21 protein-coding genes are annotated in these 19,564 nt (G+C 48.3%); 16 read left to right on the top strand and 5 right to left on the bottom strand.

Features of this window, described 5'->3' with window-relative positions; all coding sequences use genetic code 11:
- Positions 1–18: 18 nt before the first annotated feature.
- Complete coding sequence (locus ACSQ2E_RS19180) at positions 19–489, bottom strand: UPF0158 family protein (protein ID WP_435993197.1); 471 nt, start codon at positions 487–489, stop codon at positions 19–21.
- A 142-nt stretch (positions 490–631) separates the two neighbouring features.
- Here ACSQ2E_RS19180 and ACSQ2E_RS19175 point away from each other — a divergent pair, with 142 nt between their 5' ends.
- The 6 genes from ACSQ2E_RS19175 (at position 632) to ACSQ2E_RS19150 (ending at position 5,115) form a co-directional block, all read left to right on the top strand.
- The gene (locus tag ACSQ2E_RS19175) at positions 632–1,897 is read left to right on the top strand and encodes an MFS transporter (RefSeq protein ID WP_435993195.1); all 1,266 of its coding nucleotides are present in this window, start codon (positions 632–634) and stop codon (positions 1,895–1,897) included.
- Complete coding sequence (locus ACSQ2E_RS19170; RefSeq protein WP_435993193.1) at positions 1,851–2,468, top strand: TetR/AcrR family transcriptional regulator; 618 nt, start codon at positions 1,851–1,853, stop codon at positions 2,466–2,468. Before ACSQ2E_RS19175 ends, ACSQ2E_RS19170 begins: the two co-directional genes overlap by 47 nt.
- A gap of 178 nt (positions 2,469–2,646) precedes the next feature.
- Positions 2,647–3,192 carry a DUF3231 family protein gene (locus ACSQ2E_RS19165; protein ID WP_435993191.1) on the top strand — a complete coding sequence of 182 codons (546 nt, stop codon included), beginning with the start codon at positions 2,647–2,649 and terminating at the stop codon, positions 3,190–3,192.
- A 297-nt stretch (positions 3,193–3,489) separates the two neighbouring features.
- Positions 3,490–3,915, top strand: coding sequence for a DMT family transporter (locus ACSQ2E_RS19160; protein WP_435993189.1), 426 nt, complete (start codon positions 3,490–3,492; stop codon positions 3,913–3,915).
- 12 nt (positions 3,916–3,927) lie between these two features.
- Positions 3,928–4,626, top strand: coding sequence for a Crp/Fnr family transcriptional regulator (locus ACSQ2E_RS19155; protein ID WP_435993187.1), 699 nt, complete (start codon positions 3,928–3,930; stop codon positions 4,624–4,626).
- Between the two features lie 12 nt (positions 4,627–4,638).
- The gene (locus tag ACSQ2E_RS19150; protein WP_435993185.1) at positions 4,639–5,115 is read left to right on the top strand and encodes a DMT family transporter; all 477 of its coding nucleotides are present in this window, start codon (positions 4,639–4,641) and stop codon (positions 5,113–5,115) included.
- Between the two features lie 412 nt (positions 5,116–5,527).
- On the opposite strand, the gene ACSQ2E_RS19145 is transcribed toward ACSQ2E_RS19150, so the two are convergent.
- From ACSQ2E_RS19145 to ACSQ2E_RS19130, 4 genes are all read right to left on the bottom strand, one after another.
- Positions 5,528–6,304 (bottom strand): phosphatidylserine decarboxylase, encoded by a 777-nt coding sequence (locus ACSQ2E_RS19145; RefSeq protein WP_435993183.1) that lies wholly within the window; start codon positions 6,302–6,304, stop codon positions 5,528–5,530.
- Positions 6,301–6,843, bottom strand: a complete 543-nt coding sequence (locus ACSQ2E_RS19140; protein ID WP_435993181.1) for a helix-turn-helix domain-containing protein — start codon at positions 6,841–6,843, stop codon at positions 6,301–6,303. The genes ACSQ2E_RS19145 and ACSQ2E_RS19140 overlap by 4 nt, the downstream gene beginning before the upstream one ends.
- A gap of 138 nt (positions 6,844–6,981) precedes the next feature.
- Complete coding sequence (gene katG / locus ACSQ2E_RS19135; protein ID WP_435993179.1) at positions 6,982–9,198, bottom strand: catalase/peroxidase HPI; 2,217 nt, start codon at positions 9,196–9,198, stop codon at positions 6,982–6,984.
- A gap of 206 nt (positions 9,199–9,404) precedes the next feature.
- Positions 9,405–9,638 (bottom strand): hypothetical protein, encoded by a 234-nt coding sequence (locus ACSQ2E_RS19130; protein WP_435994649.1) that lies wholly within the window; start codon positions 9,636–9,638, stop codon positions 9,405–9,407.
- A gap of 132 nt (positions 9,639–9,770) precedes the next feature.
- Here ACSQ2E_RS19130 and ACSQ2E_RS19125 point away from each other — a divergent pair, with 132 nt between their 5' ends.
- The 10 genes from ACSQ2E_RS19125 to ACSQ2E_RS19080 all read left to right on the top strand — a co-directional run bounded on the left by ACSQ2E_RS19125 (position 9,771) and on the right by ACSQ2E_RS19080 (position 19,533).
- Positions 9,771–11,387 carry a spore germination protein gene (locus ACSQ2E_RS19125; RefSeq protein WP_435993177.1) on the top strand — a complete coding sequence of 539 codons (1,617 nt, stop codon included), beginning with the start codon at positions 9,771–9,773 and terminating at the stop codon, positions 11,385–11,387.
- On the top strand, positions 11,377–12,600 hold the full coding sequence (locus ACSQ2E_RS19120; protein ID WP_435993175.1) for a Ger(x)C family spore germination protein: 1,224 nt from the start codon (positions 11,377–11,379) through the stop codon (positions 12,598–12,600). Before ACSQ2E_RS19125 ends, ACSQ2E_RS19120 begins: the two co-directional genes overlap by 11 nt.
- A 20-nt stretch (positions 12,601–12,620) precedes the next feature.
- Entirely contained in the window at positions 12,621–13,730 is a 1,110-nt protein-coding gene (locus tag ACSQ2E_RS19115; RefSeq protein WP_435993173.1) for a GerAB/ArcD/ProY family transporter, read from the top strand.
- Positions 13,731–13,772: 42 nt separating this feature from the next.
- On the top strand, positions 13,773–14,480 hold the full coding sequence (locus ACSQ2E_RS19110; protein WP_435993171.1) for a DNA alkylation repair protein: 708 nt from the start codon (positions 13,773–13,775) through the stop codon (positions 14,478–14,480).
- A gap of 250 nt (positions 14,481–14,730) precedes the next feature.
- Positions 14,731–15,699 (top strand): hypothetical protein, encoded by a 969-nt coding sequence (locus ACSQ2E_RS19105; protein ID WP_435993169.1) that lies wholly within the window; start codon positions 14,731–14,733, stop codon positions 15,697–15,699.
- Between the two features lie 16 nt (positions 15,700–15,715).
- Positions 15,716–16,756, top strand: coding sequence for a glycosyltransferase (locus ACSQ2E_RS19100; protein WP_435993167.1), 1,041 nt, complete (start codon positions 15,716–15,718; stop codon positions 16,754–16,756).
- A gap of 19 nt (positions 16,757–16,775) precedes the next feature.
- Positions 16,776–17,852, top strand: coding sequence for a glycosyltransferase family 4 protein (locus ACSQ2E_RS19095; protein ID WP_435993165.1), 1,077 nt, complete (start codon positions 16,776–16,778; stop codon positions 17,850–17,852).
- A 156-nt stretch (positions 17,853–18,008) separates the two neighbouring features.
- Entirely contained in the window at positions 18,009–18,230 is a 222-nt protein-coding gene (locus ACSQ2E_RS19090) for a hypothetical protein (RefSeq protein ID WP_435993163.1), read from the top strand.
- A gap of 51 nt (positions 18,231–18,281) precedes the next feature.
- A complete protein-coding gene (locus tag ACSQ2E_RS19085; protein ID WP_435993161.1) occupies positions 18,282–18,416 on the top strand; it encodes a hypothetical protein in 135 nt (44 codons plus the stop codon).
- An 88-nt stretch (positions 18,417–18,504) separates the two neighbouring features.
- Positions 18,505–19,533, top strand: coding sequence for a phosphotransferase (locus ACSQ2E_RS19080; protein ID WP_435993159.1), 1,029 nt, complete (start codon positions 18,505–18,507; stop codon positions 19,531–19,533).
- Positions 19,534–19,564 lie beyond the last annotated feature (31 nt).

The raw sequence follows: 19,564 nt of genomic DNA, 5'->3' as shown, positions 1-19,564 counted from the left end.
TTCTATCTACGGCAAGCTTTATCGTTGTTCATACTCCACCCCATGAACCTCACACCAATCCCTAGCTTCCTCCCTGTAACACTCCCTCCTGAACGAAAACCATTCTTCCCTCAACCCCAACTGATCCACCTGATCCTTGAATCTCCTAAACGCTCCCCGTCCTTGTATGGCTGAGATCAACCGTTGTTTCTCGTGACCCTCGTCCAGGGAATAACAGAAATTTTCCATCATGCGATACTCATTGATTTCTTCCCTGTCAGGCAGGTCCAGATAGTGGGAAGGATGCTCAAGAATATCCACAGCCTGGGCATATTCAGTCTGTTCCCACTCCTCAAGCCCGTCAATCGGCTCTTCTTCTTCCGCTTGACTTAGAATCTCAGTAGACACCATGACGACCGACCCCGTCTCGAGGTGAAAATAATAGTGAAATCCCTCAAACTGCGATTCCATTTCTCCAATCAACATATCAAGATTTACCGGCTTAGGCATATGTGAACCCCCTTTTCTTATAAGATAAGTATACCTATTTTTTAAAAAATTTAAAAAGCCGGTTGCAAAATGACACTCGTGTCGATATACTAAGATTAATAAAACGATACTAATGTCATTTTTAATAAAGGGGCGATGGGAAATGGGATCTTCTTTACGGAAAAATAAGGGGTTCATCACGTTGATGACGGCGCAGGCGATTTCGGGGATTGGGGATTGGTTGAGTATTGTGGCGATCATTACGCTGGTTGGGTTAAAATGGGAAGCAACACCGATGCAGATGTCGTTGATCATCTTGAGTCTTGCGCTGCCGATGGCTTTATTCGGACCAATCACGGGAACGATTGCGGACCGGATGGAGAGGAAGACGCTGATGGTGTTTTCCGATGTGGTGAGGGGTGTGCTGATTCTGCTCCTGACGCTGGCCACGAATGTGTGGATGGTGTACGGCTGTTTGTTCCTGACGGGGATCTTCTCTTCTGTGTTCATTCCGGCGAAGAATGGGAAGTTGAAGGAACTTGTGGCAGATGAGAACATCAAGGGAGCCATGTCGCTTTCGTCCACCATCGATTCGGGCACGAAGGTCATCGGGCCCCTCGTGAGCGGGATCCTCGTTTCCCTGATTGGAACGTACAACGTCTTCTATTTAGACTCCGCCACCTTCTTCCTGTCGGCGATCTTCATCTTCCTTTTGCCAAAAGCCGTGAAAGAAGTGAAAGTCGAAGTGGAGAAGAGGGACGGACCTTCCTTCAAGGAAGAGATCAAAGTCGGATTCTCATTCATTAAGAAAAGCCGTTTCTTATTATATGGATTATTCTTGCTGGGGATTAGCTTACTGATCCTCCAACTATCGGATTCTCAGTTCATCGTACTGTTGCGCCAGTTGACGGATGTCTCACCCAATCTTCTGGGGTACCTGGTGGCAAGTGCAGGTGTCGGAATGCTGATCACAGGCATCTATCTTTCGAAAAAGACCGATTATAACGCATTCGTCTATATGTGTGTCGGGGTATTCGGAATCGGGTTGGGATTCGGTTTGATGGGGGTCCTGACGCATTATGATCTGAGTCTATCCATGCTGTGGGTCCCCGCTCTTGGATTGATGGCCGGGGCATCTGCCGGCCTCGTCTTCATCCCGTTCCAGGCAGCGACCCAGGAGAAAACGCCGGTTCATATGACGGGCAGGGTATTCGGTGTCGTCAACAGCACCACGACGACGGCCACGATCATCGGACCGCTCGCAGGGGGAGCCCTTGCCACCGTGATAGGGATCATCCCGTCTTTCATCATCACCGGTTCATTATTGATCGCATTATTCTTCGTATCGATTGCAGTAAGACATAAAGTAGAGGAGGAGACGGATGTCACCGAAAGTCAGTCAGGAGCACAAGGAGCAACGCCGCTCTAACTTATTGAAAGCCGCACGGGAAGTCTTCTGCGAGCACGGCTATGAAAACACCACCATGAAGCACGTCATGGAACGGGCCGGCGTAAGCAGGGGAGGATTGTATCAATATTTTGAAAATAAAGAGGATCTCTTTGAAGCCTTGATTGAAGATGAGCTGATGGAGGTTGTAGAAGGATCCATTCAGGAGATGAGGAAGCAGCAGGGTTCTTATTGGGATGTCCTGCTCATGAGCTTCCTCGGGGAAAGCAAGCATGCAACCAATGACATGGACGCCCTGGCCCCTTCCAAGCTGGAATACTTCATCACTGGTCGCAATGATGAAAGCAGGAAGAAGCACGCGAGGAAACGATTCCTGCAGGCCTACCAAATGACCGTCAACATCATCGAAGAAGGCGTTAAGGCAGGGGAATTCTCACCCCGGTTTGAACCTGAAGTCATTGCCAAGGGGATCATCTCCCATATCGATGGGATGGCGATGGACCATGCGATTCTGGACTCTGAGACGATTCAGTTGAAGGAACAGACGGAGTGGTTGATGGGGTATGTGAAGTGGGGATTGGGTGTTGGATGAGTAGGGGAAGTATGCGTGTGTTTCATTTTCCGTTGAGAGGAATCCAGAGCCCATTGGAAGCAAAGTTTCATCCCCTTCAGCAGGCCGGTCAACGGTCTGTTTTTTTTTATGCCCTTTAAACATGTATCCAATCTGAATGTATAGCGAATAATAATAGCAACAAGCATCAGGAGGTTACATGATGACCAATGTATTCGAAGCGATTTCCGCTATCATAAAAAATTTCACAGATGAAGCCCCCAAGCCCCCGCTCCATGTCGGTGAAGTGATGGACCTTTGGACGGCCTTCACGGCATTTCACGAAGCCCACGCCCTCTATCAGGTGGGACTGAACACCACGACGGACAAGGATTTACAAAATGTACTGGAAAGCGCATTGGAAGGAAGCATGCTGGATACGAAAAAAATAGAGAAGTTCCTTTTAAAAGAAGGGGTCCCATTGCCCTTGGTCAATCCAAAGAAACCACAGTCGGAACAAAGCGCCGTGCCGGAAGGGGTCAGGCTGTCGGATGATGAGATTGCAAATCTCATCTCAGTTAAGGTGGCAGCATCCATCACTTATTGCGCTCAGGCCATGTCCAAGACCGTCCGGACCGATGTCGGACTGATGTTCTTTTCCATCCAGATCAACCTGATGAAAATCGCCGCACCATTAAAGAACGTGATGATATCAAGGGGCTGGCTGCGGGTTCCGCCGAAGTATAATCCTCCGGGTTCTCCGTGAACGGCAGGTGCGCTTATTGGCTGTGACCGTTATATGGGCAATCGCTGATAAAGTGAGAGTCGCTGATATATCTAGAATTTCGCGTATGGCGTAAAAAGATCCGCATCTTCATTTGAAGGTGTGGATCTTTTTACGCTTATGATAAAATCAACATTTCGCCGATAAATGATCCCTGCGCGCCAGGAATCATACATGAAAACGCATACCCAATCCCCCATCAGCACAACCTTAGGACATATGTCCTTTCGCAAAACCACAACCTCCTATTTAATAGAACAAAGAATAGGAGGATGAACGATGAAAGGTGCTTTATTTGCTCTGTTTGGAGGTCTTTGCATTACGATGCAGGGAATATTCAATGCACGGATGAGTGACACGATCGGCGGGTGGCATACGACGTCGATGGTCCACCTGGTGGCGTTTGCGATTTCGATGACGATATATATGAAAACCAGGGATGGAAAAGGGAAAAGCTTCAGAGAGGTGCCGTTTCTGTACTTGATTGGAGGTACGTTCGGCGTGATTGTCGTCTTCTCGGAACTGACGGCGATCCACAGCATCGGGCCGGCAGCGGCGATTGCCATCCTGCTTGTGGCCCAGATCGGAACGGCTTTCCTCATTGAATCGAAGGGGTGGTTCGGGGAAAAGAAAATCCCGGTCACAACGCGACAGGTTGTCGGACTTACGATGATGCTTGCAGGGGTCATTTTGTTTCAACTGTAGAAAAGGAGTCGGATGATGAAAGAAATGCAAGGTGCAAATCCAGACCGTTATATTACTCAATTCGAGCTGGATGATTTATTTCCGGCTGAATTCAGAAAACATATCAAAATCTATTCCTTTGAAAAAGGGGATGTGCTTTTTTCAACGGGGGAAGAGCTCGACGAACTGTATTTCCTTATGGAAGGAAAAATCAAGATTTTCACCCATACGCCGGAAGGGAAGCTGTTAATCAACCGGTTCAAGCGGCCCCTGGCCCTGATCGGGGATGTGGAATATTCGAAGGGCACAGCGGTTCTCAATTCGGTGGAAGCCGTCACGGACGGGGTGTTCCTCTCGGTGTGTTTCGAGGATTTGGCTGCTCTTGAGAAGGAGAATTCCGCGATCATGCGCTTTCTGTTTGATACGGTGGCCCATAAGTTTTACACGGAATCCCATATCACAAGCATGCACATGCTGTATCCCGTTGAAGTGCGCCTGGCAAGCTACTTGCTGTCGATTTCGGAAGCGGGGGAAGGGACCATGTTTCATCAGGAGATGCATACGTCCAATCTTATGGAGCTCGCCGAATGGATCGGCACGAGCTACCGCCACCTGAACCGGGTACTGAAAAAGATGGCGACGGATGACCTCATCGAGCGGGTCAACGGCTCCATCACCATCAAGGATCTGGAAAAACTCAGCACCCTTGCAAAAGGAAACATCTATGAATAAGGAGGGTCTCACATGTTCGGAGTCGGATTAGCCATCATCGCAGGTATTTTGATCAGTTTACAAAACGTATTCAATGCACGGGTCAGCGAAAAGACTGGACCATGGGCCACGACGAGCCTGGTGCTCGGACTCGGTCTCGTCTGTTCACTGCCGGTTTTTTATACAATGGAAGATAAGAGTCTATTCGACTTCAGCGGCGTCAATCCCGTGTTCCTTTTCAGCGGAGTGTTCGGAGTCGGGATCGTATTCTTCCTCATGAGGGGAGTCACGTTGATCGGCCCAGCCTATGCGATTTCCATCGCACTTATTTCGCAGATCACGATCGCGTTCATCGTCAACACGGGAGGCTGGTTCGGGTTTGAACCGTCCTCATTGTCCTGGGAAAAGCTCCTTGGGATAGCGTTGTTGATTGGTGGGGTGCTTGTGTATAAGTTGGAGAAGCGGACGGAAGAGAAAGAGGAAGAAGTACGGGAGAGTCTCGGGGCGTGATGCCCGGTCACATAGGAAAAGCGCCTGTCTCTTGTGGGGAGCGGGCGCTTTTTAAATGACGGTTGTAGTAGGATTGTACATTTGAAGAATTTTTTAGGAATAATCTTCTAATCCCCCTATATAGAGGGACCGGCAAAAAGAAAAATAAGCGGAGATTTTCCGGTTACATTTAGAATGGAAGTTGTTTTTGGGGTGAATAAGCGGAAATATTCCGCTTACACCAAGAAAAGCCACCCCTAATTGTATTTTTTGACAAAATAGGCGGAATTTTTCCGTCTATTTCAGCCTTTTTAACTTATTCATTATGAATTAAGCGGAGATATTCCGTTTATTTATCCGCTCTGGTCTGGTGCTTAACCTGATCTCCTAACCGATAAGTGAGACCCACCATAATGGGGAGCAGTCACCTTTTTTAAGAATGCCACTTCCCAATTTCTTCACCCATTTTCACTGGTCCTTTTTCCCGGGTGAAGCTGAACTTTCCTTCCGGCACACCAACCACGACTGTCGATCCGAATGAAAAGTACCCGTACGGATCTCCCCGGTGAACGACGTCACTCATATTCGTCCTCACAATCGAGTTCACATTCAACGCCCCGACCATGACGTGGGCAAGAGGGGATCCTGCCACATCAAAGCGGGAGACGAGCCGGTAATTCCGGGTAAGGGGACGGACACCGTGCGTGAGTCCGAGTTCGTTGACGGGATCTGCGTGCCTACCGAGTGTGTAGACTTCCTCGACCGTCGCATCGATCGGGACGTGGACCCGGTGATAATCGGTCGGACTTAAGTAAAAGATGAGAACCTTCCCGCCGGCATATGCTTCTGCCTTAACCGGGGACCCTAGCAGTTCTTCCACCGTATAATCCTGACCTTTGACCGTGAACGTGCTTTCCATAGTCAAGTCGTCGACGACGGATAAATAGCCGTCGCACGGGCTGACGAATGCACCTTCAGAACCTGAGACCGGCCGCGCATCGGCTTTCAGCTCCCGTGTGAAAATGTCATGAAGGGTGCCGTAGTCACGGAGTCCGCGCGTGGCTTCTTCCATGTTCAGTTTATAGAGTTTGGCAAAAGAAGCGATAAACGGTTTGCTCACCTTGGATTGGGCGAATGAGCGCAATCCTTTTGCGATGATGGGATGGCCGTTCAGTTCGAATACTTTTCGGTAAAATTTTGATCTGATCATATGTGGTCACGTCCTTTGGGTTCTGGGATAAGCATTTGGATGAAGGAAATCTTTTCGTTTTCATCCGTCGGTCGGTTCGATTTGAATTTACTCAGAAGCTCATTCATGCCTTCAGTCAATTCCTTAAGCTCGACGGGTGTCAGGTGAAGGTCCAGCTGGTTATATCCGAAGAAATTCCGGGCAAGATCCGGGTCGTTCAGAAGATAGTTCCTTGCCTGACCTGTCACAGAGGATAGGAAGGTCATGAACAGTTTAAGATGTTCTTCCCCTGACAGCTGCTCCAATTCTTCAACGGTCATATAAGGACTGTCTTCCTGCATGGCATAGGTTTTCTCGACGGCCCCCCGAATTTTCCGTTCATCGACGATATGAATGATCTTGTTTTGGGTCAGTCGATTCAAATGCCGGTAAAGGGTGGCCTGGGGGACATCTGTCATCCATTCCTTCAGCTCGTGTACCGTCGCCGCTCCTTTGGAGAGATGCTGTATGATCCGCATCCGGATCGGGTGGAGGAATAGGTCGGTATCTATTTGGGTCATTCGATTACATCCTTTTGTGATTGTTATCGATATTGATAATAATGGAGAGGTGGGGATTTGTCAATGAAATTGTGGGAGAGATGAAGGAGGTCTGTGCAAAAAAAGCCCCTTCCAAACAAGGAAGAGGCCCACTACTCATTATCTCAAATCAAACCGATCTGCATCCATCACCTTCACCCACGCGGTAACAAAGTCACGGACGAATTTTTCTTGATTATCATTCTGCGCGTATACTTCAGCCAGTGCACGCAGAACAGAATTCGAACCGAATACAAGGTCAAAGCGGGTAGCCGTTCTGACGACTTCACCGGACTTGCGGTCGCGGCCTTCATACTGATTGAATCCGGCCGGCTTCCATTCGATCCCCATGTCCAACAGGTTGACGAAGAAGTCGTTGTTTAGGGTACCGACGCGGTCTGAAAAGACGCCATGCTCCGTTCCGCCGTGGTTGGCGCCTAATGAACGCATGCCGCCGATCAAGACGGTCATTTCAGGAGCGGTCAATCCTAAGAGCTGTGATTTGTCCACAAGCATTTCTTCAGGGCTGACGGCGTATTCCTGCTTCTGGTAGTTGCGGAAGCCGTCTGAAACGGGCTCCAAAACGCCGAAGCTGTCGGGGTCAGTCTGCTCGGCCGTTGCGTCGCCGCGTCCAGGTGAGAATGGAACGGTTACGTCGAAGCCTGAGTCACGGGCGGCTTTTTCAACGCCTGCGTTTCCGCCTAATACGATCAGATCCGCAAGGCTGACTTTTTTATCGAGCTTGCTTTGTAGATCTTCGTAGACACCAAGGACTTTCTCAAGCTGAGCGGGCTCGTTCACTTCCCAGTCCTTCTGAGGAGCGAGACGGATTCGTGCACCGTTCGCGCCCCCGCGCATGTCGGAACCGCGGTATGTGCTGGCGGAGGCCCAGGCGGTTTTCACGAGCTCACTTACGGTTAAGCCGGTGTCGAGGATCTGTTGTTTCAGCGAAGCGACTTCACTGTCGGAAAGATCGTAGTCCACGGCTGGAACCGGGTCCTGCCAGATCAATTCTTCGTCCGGAACCTCTGGACCCCAATAGCGTGCTTTCGGCCCCATATCGCGGTGAAGAAGCTTGAACCAGGCACGGGAGAAGGCATCGGCGAATTCTTCCGGATTTTCATGGAAATGACGGGAAATCTTTTCGTAATCAGGATCCATGCGGAGTGCCATATCGGCGGTCGTCATCATCGTCTTCACTTTAATGGACGGATCCTCGGCATCAGGTGCCATATGTTCTTCGGTCATGCCGACCGGTGTCCATTGGGAAGCGCCGGCTGCACTCTTCGTTTTCTCCCACTCGTAGCCGAATAGAAGGTCGAAGTAGCCGTTATCCCACTTCGTCGGATTCGACGTCCAGGCACCATCGACACCGCTTGAAATCGTGTCACGTCCTTTTCCGCTGCCGTATGAGCTGAGCCAGCCGAGTCCCTGGTTTTCAATGTCGGCAGCTTCCGGATCATCTCCGACAAGGGAAGCGTCTCCCGCTCCGTGGGCTTTCCCGAATGTGTGACCGCCTGCGATCAGGGCGACGGTTTCGTAGTCGTTCATCCCCATGCGTCCGAATGTGTCGCGGATGTCACGGGCACTTCCCAGTGGATCCGGTTCGCCGTTCGGGCCTTCCGGGTTCACGTAGATGAGACCCATCTGCACGGCAGCGAGTGGATTCTCAAGCTCCCGGTCACCGGAGTAACGGTTGTCGGCCAGCCATTCTTTCTCATTTCCCCAATAGACGTCTTCTTCAGGATGCCAGATGTCTTCGCGGCCGGCACCGAATCCGAAGGTCTTCAAGCCCATGGATTCAAGGGCGACGTTCCCCGTCAGGACGAGCAGGTCAGCCCACGAAATCATGTTGCCATACTTTTGCTTGATCGGCCATAACAGGCGGCGGGCTTTATCGAGGTTGACGTTATCCGGCCAGCTGTTCAGTGGCGCAAAGCGCTGTGAGCCTGATGAACCGCCTCCGCGACCGTCCGTTTCGCGGTATGTACCTGCTGCGTGCCAAGACATACGGATGAAGAAGGGGCCGTAGTGACCGTAGTCGGCGGGCCACCAATCCTGACTGTCTGTCATCAGATTGTGAAGATCCTGCTTCAGGGCGTCGTAATCGAGCTTCGAGAACTCTTCCTTATAGTGGAAGTCTTCTCCCATGGGATTCGCTTTCCGGTCGTGCTGGCGAAGGATGCTCAGGTTCAGCATATTCGGCCACCATTCTTTGTTCGTCATACCTCCAGGAGCCGTCGTTGTCGTGATGGCGCTATCCTTGTGATGTGTGAAGGGGCATTCTCCAGATGCTGCAGAGTGATCCTTTTGATCAGGGCGATTCTCTTTTTCCATTACGATTCACCTTCCTGTTCCAAAAAATTAGGGGAAAGCAACTACCACATAAATAGTGTGATAATTATAATAATTCTTAATTATCATTATAAAAGATTGGAATGGTTATTGAAAGCGTGAATCTTCTTTGAATGGTGAATTTTAACAAGAAGTGAATAATACGTGGTTGTGAAGAGGGGAAAGGAGGGGAAGTTGCGTGGGAGGGCTTATTGTTTTGTAGATCCTTTCTTTCTTTTTTTGAAAAAATTATAGGCCGTTTCACCAAAAAAGAGAAAGAGAAGAAAGAAGAGCACAACCAATTCTGCCACTTCCAATACGCGGAAGGGGCTGATGGCATTTTGCCAGGCATCTGATAGGTCGTAACCCTGGAGAATATCGAGACCTAAAGAAAAGGCCATTAAACATCCCATCATTAAAAAGGTAATACCCATGATTTTCATGCTGATCACGCTCCTCCTCTTAGGTTCTTCTCTTAGGTGTTGGTTCATGCAGCACTTCCCTTTGTTAAAAATTACATAAAAAACCCTCATATGGTTAAAGTAATAAAAAATAAGAGAAGGGTGCCAGAATTTATGCCTTCGTTCTTTAAAGGTCGAAAACCAAAGAAGGATCAACAGTCGGAATCACAAGCTTCTGATACTTCGAAAGAACATATACAGAATTCATTATCAGGCAACCTTGCTATCATCCGCCAGAAAACAGGGAACAGTTCTGACGTCGTTGTCCGCCGGTTGAAAATGGGGAAGAATGCCGACATTGAAACGGCAATAGTCTATGTGGAAGGGATTGTGGATAATCAATCGATTCAGGAGTTCCTGCTGCAGTCGATGATGAAGGATGATCATAAAGAAGAGTTGAATAAGCACGATGCGTTGAATCTGATTTCGGATGACATGATGACGGTTGGGAATGTGTCCTCTTTCGATAAATGGGAGGAGCTGTTTTCATCCTTGATGGAAGGGGATACCATTATCCTCGTGGATGGGGTCGGGAAGGCTTTGAGTGCTTGCACGAAAGGCGGGGAAAAGCGTGCCATCTCAGAATCGACGACGCAAATGGTGGTCCGAGGTCCAAAAGGGGCGTTCACAGAGTCGATTGAAACCAATACGTCGATGATCCGACGTATCATCAAGACGCCTGATTTATGGATGGAGACCACGAAGATCGGCCGGGTAACGAAGACCGATGTGACCCTTATGTACATACATGGCATTGCCAATGAAGAAGTGATCGAGGAAATACGCCAGCGGTTAAAGAAGATTGACATCGACAGCATTTTGGAATCGGGGTATATCGAACAACTGATAGAAGATCAAACGATGACGTCGTTTCCGACGATTTTTAACACCGAACGACCTGATGTGGTCGCAGGGAATCTGTTTGAGGGGCGGATCGCCATCTTTGTCGATGGAACTCCCTTTGTCTTGATTGCCCCTGCTCTGTTCATTCAATTTTTCCAGTCGGCAGAGGATTATTACGCCCGATTCGATATTGCGACATCGATCCGGCTTTTAAGAATATTGATGTTCACGATTTCGCTGATAGCCCCTGCAACCTTTGTGGCGGTCACCACCTTTCACCAGGAGATGGTGCCGACGACGCTCATCGTCGCGATTGCAGCACAGAGGGAAGCGGTCCCCTTCCCGGCATTCGTGGAAGCCCTCCTGATGGAAATCACGTTTGAAATCTTGCGGGAAGCGGGAATACGACTGCCGAAAGCGATCGGTTCTGCCGTATCGATCGTCGGGGCCCTTGTCATTGGGCAGGCAGCCGTTCAGGCGAGCATCGTGTCACCGGCGATGGTCATCATCGTATCGATCACGGCGATCGCGAGTTTTGCCACGCCATCGTTTGATATGGCGATTTCTGCCCGGCTCATCCGATTCTTATTCATGATCGGTGCAGCGACCTTTGGATTTTACGGAATCATTTTGATCTTCCTGATGATGGTCGTACATTTATGCAGTCTGCGTTCATTTGGCGTGCCTTATATGGCTCCGTTTGCTCCGTTTATACCGGTGAATAATAAGGATACATTTGTACGGCTGCCATGGTGGACACTCAGACAAAGACCACGCCTCATAAGCGCGAATACGATACGGGAAGGAACGAACCAAGGTCCCGTGACGCCTTCATCCAGGGCAATGGTCACTGCAGAGGGGAAAGAAGGTGGCAACCGTGAATCGTAAAGTGACTTTTATTATCTTAATGATGAGCTTGACCCTTTTCCTTTCCGGGTGTTGGAGTAAGAAAGAGCTAACGGATCTTGCCATTGTGGCAGCCTTGGGCGTAGATAAGACCGAGGATGGAAAATATACCATGACACTGCAAATCATCAATCCCGGGAACGTGGCCGGGGGCATGCGTGGAGGTGGAGGAGGGACACAGAGCCCTCCTGTTACAATCTATTCGTCTACCGGGGATAATTTAGTAGAAGCAAGCAGGCGTGCCTCAAGCAAGATTTCCCGAAGATTATATTATGCTCACACCAATCTGGTGGTCGTCGGGGAGGATTTTGCAAGAGAAGAAGGGGTAACGATGTTAATTGATGCCATCGACCGGGATCATGAATTCCGGATCACGACCACCATGGTGATTGCGAATCATTCAACGGCAGAAGATTTGCTCAGAACCTTAACTCCGGTTGATAAAATCCCAGCAAATAAAGTACTGAAAACATTGGAATTTTCACAGAAAAAATGGGGGCAGAACGTGAAGACGTCGATTCAGGACGTTATGAAAGGATTGCAGTCATCTGATAGGGCAACCGTGGTATCCGGATTCCGCATTGTAGGCAATCCCAAGCATGCCAGCCAGCTTGAGAACATTCAGGAAAGTGAACCTGAATCCACACTCCAAGCGAGTGGGATCGCCATTATAAAAGATGGGAAATTAGTGGATTGGTCATACGGGAAAACGGCAAGGGGGACTGTATGGATCAGGGATGAGATCCAAGGCACAGACATCAACATCGATTGGAAAGAAAAGAAAGAAGTCATTGCCTATCAAACGGACCGGCAAAAGACGAACGTGTCCGGGGAAGTGAAGAATGGTCAGCCTCATATCTCGATTCATACCCGTGTGGAAGGAAGCATAGGTGAAATGGAGGTGCCGGTCGATATCACGGATGGAAAGATGATTTCTCAGATGGAACAAAAGGTGGAGGAAGAGATTAAAGGAGAAATAAAAAAAGCGATTGAACAGGCTCAAAGCAATAAAACCGACATCTTTGGATTTGACGAAGTGATTCGCCGGTCGAGACCAGCAGATTGGAATAAACTTGAAGCGATGTGGGGAGATGTGTATTTCCCTGAATTAAAGGTGGATATCACGGTGGAAGCCTACATCCGTCGCGCCGGTCTGAGAAATAAATCGTTTCTTTCAAGTCTGGAAGAAGAGTGAGGAAAAGGAGGGACCGTACAGTGGAAAAGGCGAAAATCAGCAGTATTCAGCTCTTTGTCTTAATGGTTCTGTTTGAAATGGGAAGTGCTTTACTGGTCCCTCTTGCCATCGATGCGAAAAAGGACGCGTGGCTTGCAATCACATTCGGGATGATCGCGAGTTTCGTTCTGTTGCTCGTCTATCATAAGCTGTACTCGTATTATCCAGACCTTCTGCCGACCGAATACATGCAGAAGATTCTTGGTAAAGTAGCTGGAACGGTCCTTGCCTTCCTTTATCTTTTTTATTTTATGTATGATGCGTCCAGGGTCCTCCGGGATTTCGGTGAAATGCTGCTGACCTTTGCTTATCCGGAAACCCCGTTATTCATTGCCAATGCCCTGTTGATGCTTGTCATTATCTATACGGTCCGGAAAGGAATCGAGGTCATCGCCCGATCAGGCGAACTGCTATTCATGCTCATGTTCCTCCTGTCGGTTGTTGGATTCATCTTGATCGTTGTTTCCGGTTTGATCGATTTCACCAACTTGCAGCCTGTATTGGAAAAAGGGCTGAAGCCGGTCCTGAAAGTGACTTTTACACAAACCTTATATTTTCCGTTTGCAGAAGTCTTTGTCTTTACAATGATCCTGCCGTATTTGAATAATCCAAAGAAGGCGAAGTTAACCATATTTTGTGCCATAGGACTTAGCGGAATCAACCTGATCCTGACGATGCTCATCAATATCAGTGTCCTTGGGGTGGATCTGACGGCCCGTTCGCAGTTCCCCCTTCTTAGTACGGTTCAGTCGATACAGGTAGCCGACTTTCTGGAACGCCTGGATGTCTTCTTTATGCTTGGTCTGGTGATCGGGATTTTTTTGAAGATCAGCATCTTTTTTTATGCGGCCGTCATCGGAACGGCGAGCGTATTCAAGGTTCAATCGCCTTCGAGACTCGCTTATCCGCTCGGCCTGATCGTCCTATTCATGTCGATGTGGATTGCGAGCAATTTTCAGGAACATATCCATGAAGGGCTGAAGGTGGCCATGTATGTGCTGCATTTGCCTCTGCTTGTCGTCATTCCGATTCTCCTCCTTCTCATTGCCTTCGTGAAAAATAAAAAAAATAAAAGGGACAGGGCGATGTAAGAAGAATACATATAAGATGGACAAATAAAGGAAGTGGATGGAATGGATCTGGAAACGGTGATGCAGGAACTAGAAGCCCTCGGCAAGGAACGAATGAAGAAAATGTACGTATCGAACGGTGCCCGTGAGCCCGTGTTCGGTGTCGCGACGGGTGCCATGAAGCCGATGGCGAAGGAAATCAAGAAGGATCAAGCCCTGGCAGAGGAGTTATACGCTACCGGAAATTATGATGCCATGTACTTTGCCGGCGTCATTGCCGATCCGATCAGGATGACTGAAGCGGACTTTGACCGCTGGATCGAGGGGGCATATTTCTATATGCTGTCCGATTACGTGGTGGCGGTCACCTTGGCAGAAGCTGATATCGCGCAAGTTGTCGCCGATAAGTGGATTGAGAGCGGGGAAGAATTGAAAATGTCGGCGGGATGGAGCTGCTACTGCTGGCTCCTCGGGAACCGGAAGGACGAAGAGTTTTCCGAAGAGAAGATCGCCGGGATGCTGGAGAGGGTGAAAGACACCATCCACGAGGCACCCGAAAGGACGAAATCGTCAATGAGTAATTTCGTCACGACAGTCGGCGTTTCCTATGTTCCTCTTCATGAAGAGGCTCTCGAGACGGCAAAGGACATCGGGCCTGTCGAGATGGTGCGGGAGGGGAAGAAGAACAGTGTCCTGAAGTCTGCCGATGATATTCAGAAGCAGGTGGAGAAGGGACGGATCGGGTTTAAGAGGAAGTATGTGAGGTGTTGATGTGGAGGCGGAGACAGCATGCTGGCCGTCTCTTTTTTTATTGAAACGTAGGGACATGAATCGCTGGAAACAGCGGTTCATGTCCTTTTTTCTGTTCTACTGGACGGCTTTTCAAAAATGATGCGAAAAAACCACGACGCCAGTCCAAACATATGTGGATTTACTTCAATAGAATAGTGTATAAACCTTACATCTGCCGGATACCATTCGGTAGGGTAGCGAACCAAACGGGGAAAGGGGGTGAAATGCTATGAGTAGCATTTATATTGTCGGTGGAAAGCAGAAGGACAGAATGGTAGCTGAGTGGCACCAATATGAAAAAGGCGTCATTCTCAAGCTGGACATGCAAACCAAACAACTGATCGACCGGTTCGAGTATGTATCGCCTCCTGAGGTCTGTCCGGATGAGGATCCTTCCATCGTCTTCAAAGCGGGAACCGTGAAAGGGAAAACCTTATACGTGTGCACGGAAAGGGAAGTCCTTGTCTATTCCTTACCTGACATGAAACAAAAAGGATATGTGTCGATTCCCTGCTTCAATGATGTGCATCATGTCCGGCCGGCGCAGAACGGAAACCTTCATGTCGTCACGACGGGATTGGATATGGTGGTGGAGGTGGATAAGAGGGGAAAGCTGATACACGTTTGGGATGTCCTTCAGAGTCCTCCATGGGAGCGTTTTTCAAAGCAGGTGGATTATCGTAAAGTACTGACGACGAAGCCACATCTTTCGCATCCGAACTATGTCTTTCATATCGGGGATGAGATTTGGGCAACCCGCTGTTTGCAGAAAGACGCCATCTGTTTAACGAATCCCGACAAACGGATCGACATCGGTGGAGCCTATATCCATGACGGTGTCCTGTTCGGCGAGACACTCTATTTTACCAGGGTGGATGGCCATGTCGTCACCGTTGATGTGAAAACATTCAAGGTGACAAACGATTATGATTTAAATGAATGGACAAACCATAATAAGAAGCTCGGCTGGTGCCGGGGAATCAAGGTTCTGGATGATCATACCGTCATTGTGGGCTTTACCCGGATGCGCCCGACCAAAAATCCATTGGATGGCAATCAAGGCTATCGGTCGCATATTGATACATTGCCAACACGGATTGCCTGCTATGACTTAAAGCAGGGGAAGTTAGTGTGGGAATGTGGTCTGGAAAGATTTGAGTTCAATGCTGTATTTTCGATTCATTGTGAAAACGAATAAAAGGAGGAAACGAAACATGAAGGATGTAGGTATGGTCATGCCTGTGTACAATCAACTGCCCCGTTATTTACGGGCGGCTTTTCGTTCGATTCTCAAGCAGCAGACCTATGATCAATTCCATTTAATCATTGTCATAGACGGGGCAAATGAAGAAACGAAGTCTATAGTCTACGAATTTGCCGGCGATCCAAGGTGTACCGTGATTGAAAAGGAGAAAAACGAAGGGATATCCAAGGCTCTCAATACAGGATTTGAGCATTTGTTCAAATTGGATGAAGTGAAATATGTCACCTGGGGGTCGAGTGACAACATATTATATCCCGACTTCTTTAAGAAGCTCCGTGACAAACTGGTTAGCTCCCCATCTAAAGTAGGATTGGTCTACAGTGCTTTTGATCATATAAATGAAAACGGTCAAATCATTTTTGATAAAGAAAGACAGGATAAACTTCGCGAGTGGCAGCAAACAAGAACAGCAGAAGACTTATTGGAATCAAGCTTTATCGGCACCTCATTTATGTACAAAAAGAAATATGCGAAACAAATCGGCGGCTTCAATCTTGACCCCGTACAAACATATGATTTCTGGCTGCGTCTGACCGAAAACTGTGACACTGCCTTTGTACCTGAAGAATTGATGGGGTATCGCTTGAATTCCCCGATGAGTCTATCGAAGAAAATCGTCAAGGAAAAGGCGAAACATCGTTGGTGGAGAGATCAATTCGCCCTTGCCAGGCACCAAGCCCGGAAAAGAAGGAATCTTCCATATGAGACTACGATTTACTTTCCGGTATACTCAGTGGACGAAGGGACGATAGAAGAAATTGAAACTTTGCTCGAGCAGAAGTATTCAAATTACTGGCTCGTCCTCATCGACACAACCCAGCAGTTGTCTGCCGGATTAGAAGAACTTGGAATTCAGGACTGTCGAATGATTGTGACGTCTCCGGCGGGGGCGGATCTAAAGCTTCCGGAAACCACCTATCAAATGGTTCATTGCCCAAATGTCAAGGATTTGACCAAAACCATGAATACCATCAAAAGGGTGTTACCGTGAACAGGAAAGGAGAACCATCTTGAAAAAAGTATTATTTGTTTTCTATGTGCCAAGTGGAGGGGTGGAAACCCTGAATCGCCAACGATGTGCAGCGCTTAAGTCGTTCAATATCGAAGGGCATAGTCTTTATTATCAAAAGAAGCGTAGTTTGCTCAACCCTTCAGATGGACGTACCTTCATCGGAAGGGATCCCGAAATGATCAAGAGGGTATTAACGGAAGGAAAATATAGTGCCATCGTCGTCATCTCAGATTATCAAATCCTTCCTTTATTCAGGGAGTTAGGATATAAAGGCAAATTGATCATCGAAATCCAGGGGCTCGGATCCAAAGAGAGGGCAAGGCAATTTTTGACCCAGGGTAAACCCATCATCGATGCCCATGCAGACGCATTGCTTAATCCGAGGACCCCGCATATTGAAAAACTACTTCACCAACTTTTTCCTTCCACCCCTAAATTCAGCTTCAACAACTGTTTTGATACCAGTGCATTCCAGTATACTCAAATAAAGAAAAGCGCTTATCCCATTATCGGCTGGACCGGGCGGATCGTGGATAATAAAAATTGGAGTGAATTCCTCCGTATCGGTTACCACCTCATTAAGAAGGTCAATCCAAACATTCAGCTTTATATGTTCGAAGATCCAACCCTTTGTACTCCCGAGGAACGGAAGCGATTCTTTCAATTGATACGCAACCTGAATCTGCAAAAGAATCTATCACTCTTACACCATGTCCCTCATAACAAAATGCCAAACTATTTCTCTTCCATGGGAGATTCGGGAGGATTCTACTGTTCCACTTCCAAAGTCGAAGGGGCTCCTTATTCGGTCCTCGAGGCATTAAGCTGCAAGTGTCCCGTCCTAACCACCGATTCAGACGGAGTCCGAAGTGCCGTCATTCACAATCAAACGGGAAAATACTATACTCTCGGAAATATCCAGGAAGCTGTAAAGGAAGCAAGAGAATTAATGACGAATTCAAAAAAACGGGAAGAAATCCGGGAATCAGGATTAAAGCATGTAGAGACTCACTTCCATCCCAATCAGTACTGCACCCATTTCATTGAGATGCTAACGTCGATTGGAGCAATTTAAGAAGGGGCGCCACTCGCTGACTTATGGATAAAACAAGGAAATCATTTCCCCATGTCGAAGTCTACTAGTAAGAAACCAATAGGATATTCCCCTTTCCATATGGAACCGCGAAGAAGGGAAGGTGGAACATGTCCGGAATGGATGGGAGGAACCGACATGACCAATAAAATATCTTTTATCCGATCAACGCACTTAGCCCATGTTGATTATGCCTACGCATCAAGAGTACCTTCAGACATGGACCTCCTTTTTTTAGCCGGAGCCTGTCCTCTGAATAAAGAAGGGGAAGTGCCTCATGCACAGGATTACACACTTCAAGCCAAGCTGTGTGTGGAAAATATGAAGGAAGTACTGAAAGAGAGTGGTGCTTCCTTGTAGGACGTCGTTTATACCCGGGTCCTTGTAGCCTCTCATCAACAGACCGATTTAGTGACGGCTTGGGAGGCGATTAGAAAAGAGTTTGGGGATCATGACGTTCCCAGTACATTATCAGGAGTGACGGTGCTTGGATACACACATCAATTGGTTGAAATCGAAGCGGTTGCGGCAATCAGGACCGTATAAAACCAGAGGGACAGGCCCCGCGGCTCATTTTGAGACTCCGTGCCACGGGACCTCTCCCTCTGTTGCATCTGAAAGGGGAAACGGATATATGTTAAAACAACCTGAGCTCAACCATGAAAAAATCATAGACGGATTAAAAGAACACTTTAACTTTGCAGCGAAAGAAGTGACGTTCCTGCCCATCGGACATGATCCGAAAGCGGCAGTCTATCGTGTAATAGGGTCGAGAGGCGAGGTCCTTTTTCTGAAAATGATCCAAGGTTCCTTTGATGACACGGGAATCAGAATCATTCATTTACTCTTTACTCAAGGGATCGACGCGGTCATACCGCCCATACCGACGACTGGTCATAAGTTGGCGGTCCATCATGAAGGGTACCACTGGATCCTTTCGTCATTCGTAGACGGGCGAACGGGTTTCGAATCGCCGTTAAGCGGGCAGCAGTCGATTCGGTTTGGACAGATCCTGAAGTCCATTCATTCTGCAGGGGTCCCTCATGATCTTCAAGTGCAACTGCGTCAAGAAGATTTCTCAGGACCCTGGTGTGAGAAAGTCAGGGAGCTTGACAGGGAGGTGTATTTAGATCTTCCCCGTGACAAAGTGGCAGAGAAACTCATTGATTTTTGGAAAAGAAAGCGCGAAGACATCCTGATCCTTGTGGAGCGGACGGAAGAACTTTCACAGAGGCTGCAGGATCGTGATAAAAGTGGATTTGTTTTATGCCACGGGGATATCCATCCCGGGAATGTGATGATCGATGGGGATTCAAAGCTATTCATCGTCGATTGGGACGATCCCGTCATGGCCCCTGTTGAAAGGGATTTGATGTTCCCGGGAGTGGGTTTGGGGTTGTGCTTCAAGGATGAGGGCCGTGAGCACACCGACCTTTTCTACAAGGGTTATGGAGAAGTGGAAGTGGATCCGGTCCTTCTCGCTTATTACCGGAATGAGCGGGTTGTGGCGGATATCGCTTCATATGGCATGCAGTTAATGGATGAACAAGGGAATGTTGAAGATCGGGAAAATGGATTGCGGTTGTTGATGGGGCAGTTTGAAGCGGGGTATGAGGTGGAGGTTGCGGGGTGGACTTATGAGGAAATGGATGGGAGAAGGTAAGGTGGCTGGTATCATCTAAACAAATGTTTTA

This window comes from Rossellomorea sp. LjRoot5 (genome assembly GCF_964253455.1).
In the GTDB taxonomy this organism is placed as follows: Bacteria; Bacillota; Bacilli; order Bacillales; family Bacillaceae_B; genus Rossellomorea.
Note: the sequence above shows the minus strand (reverse complement) of the source record. Positions and strands in the feature narration are given on the sequence as shown.

What these genes read in the sequence shown, in the direction of transcription:
- ACSQ2E_RS19180 (WP_435993197.1), bottom strand. Translation starts at nt 489, where the DNA reads ATGCCTAAGCCGGTAAATCTTGATATGTTGATTGGAGAAATGGAATCG.
- ACSQ2E_RS19175 (WP_435993195.1), top strand. Translation starts at nt 632, where the DNA reads ATGGGATCTTCTTTACGGAAAAATAAGGGGTTCATCACGTTGATGACG.
- ACSQ2E_RS19170 (WP_435993193.1), top strand. Translation starts at nt 1,851, where the DNA reads ATGTCACCGAAAGTCAGTCAGGAGCACAAGGAGCAACGCCGCTCTAAC.
- ACSQ2E_RS19165 (WP_435993191.1), top strand. Translation starts at nt 2,647, where the DNA reads ATGATGACCAATGTATTCGAAGCGATTTCCGCTATCATAAAAAATTTC.
- ACSQ2E_RS19160 (WP_435993189.1), top strand. Translation starts at nt 3,490, where the DNA reads ATGAAAGGTGCTTTATTTGCTCTGTTTGGAGGTCTTTGCATTACGATG.
- ACSQ2E_RS19155 (WP_435993187.1), top strand. Translation starts at nt 3,928, where the DNA reads ATGATGAAAGAAATGCAAGGTGCAAATCCAGACCGTTATATTACTCAA.
- ACSQ2E_RS19150 (WP_435993185.1), top strand. Translation starts at nt 4,639, where the DNA reads ATGTTCGGAGTCGGATTAGCCATCATCGCAGGTATTTTGATCAGTTTA.
- ACSQ2E_RS19145 (WP_435993183.1), bottom strand. Translation starts at nt 6,304, where the DNA reads ATGATCAGATCAAAATTTTACCGAAAAGTATTCGAACTGAACGGCCAT.
- ACSQ2E_RS19140 (WP_435993181.1), bottom strand. Translation starts at nt 6,843, where the DNA reads ATGACCCAAATAGATACCGACCTATTCCTCCACCCGATCCGGATGCGG.
- katG (WP_435993179.1), bottom strand. Translation starts at nt 9,198, where the DNA reads ATGGAAAAAGAGAATCGCCCTGATCAAAAGGATCACTCTGCAGCATCT.
- ACSQ2E_RS19130 (WP_435994649.1), bottom strand. Translation starts at nt 9,638, where the DNA reads ATGAAAATCATGGGTATTACCTTTTTAATGATGGGATGTTTAATGGCC.
- ACSQ2E_RS19125 (WP_435993177.1), top strand. Translation starts at nt 9,771, where the DNA reads ATGCCTTCGTTCTTTAAAGGTCGAAAACCAAAGAAGGATCAACAGTCG.
- ACSQ2E_RS19110 (WP_435993171.1), top strand. Translation starts at nt 13,773, where the DNA reads ATGGATCTGGAAACGGTGATGCAGGAACTAGAAGCCCTCGGCAAGGAA.
- ACSQ2E_RS19105 (WP_435993169.1), top strand. Translation starts at nt 14,731, where the DNA reads ATGAGTAGCATTTATATTGTCGGTGGAAAGCAGAAGGACAGAATGGTA.
- ACSQ2E_RS19100 (WP_435993167.1), top strand. Translation starts at nt 15,716, where the DNA reads ATGAAGGATGTAGGTATGGTCATGCCTGTGTACAATCAACTGCCCCGT.
- ACSQ2E_RS19090 (WP_435993163.1), top strand. Translation starts at nt 18,009, where the DNA reads ATGACCAATAAAATATCTTTTATCCGATCAACGCACTTAGCCCATGTT.
- ACSQ2E_RS19080 (WP_435993159.1), top strand. Translation starts at nt 18,505, where the DNA reads ATGTTAAAACAACCTGAGCTCAACCATGAAAAAATCATAGACGGATTA.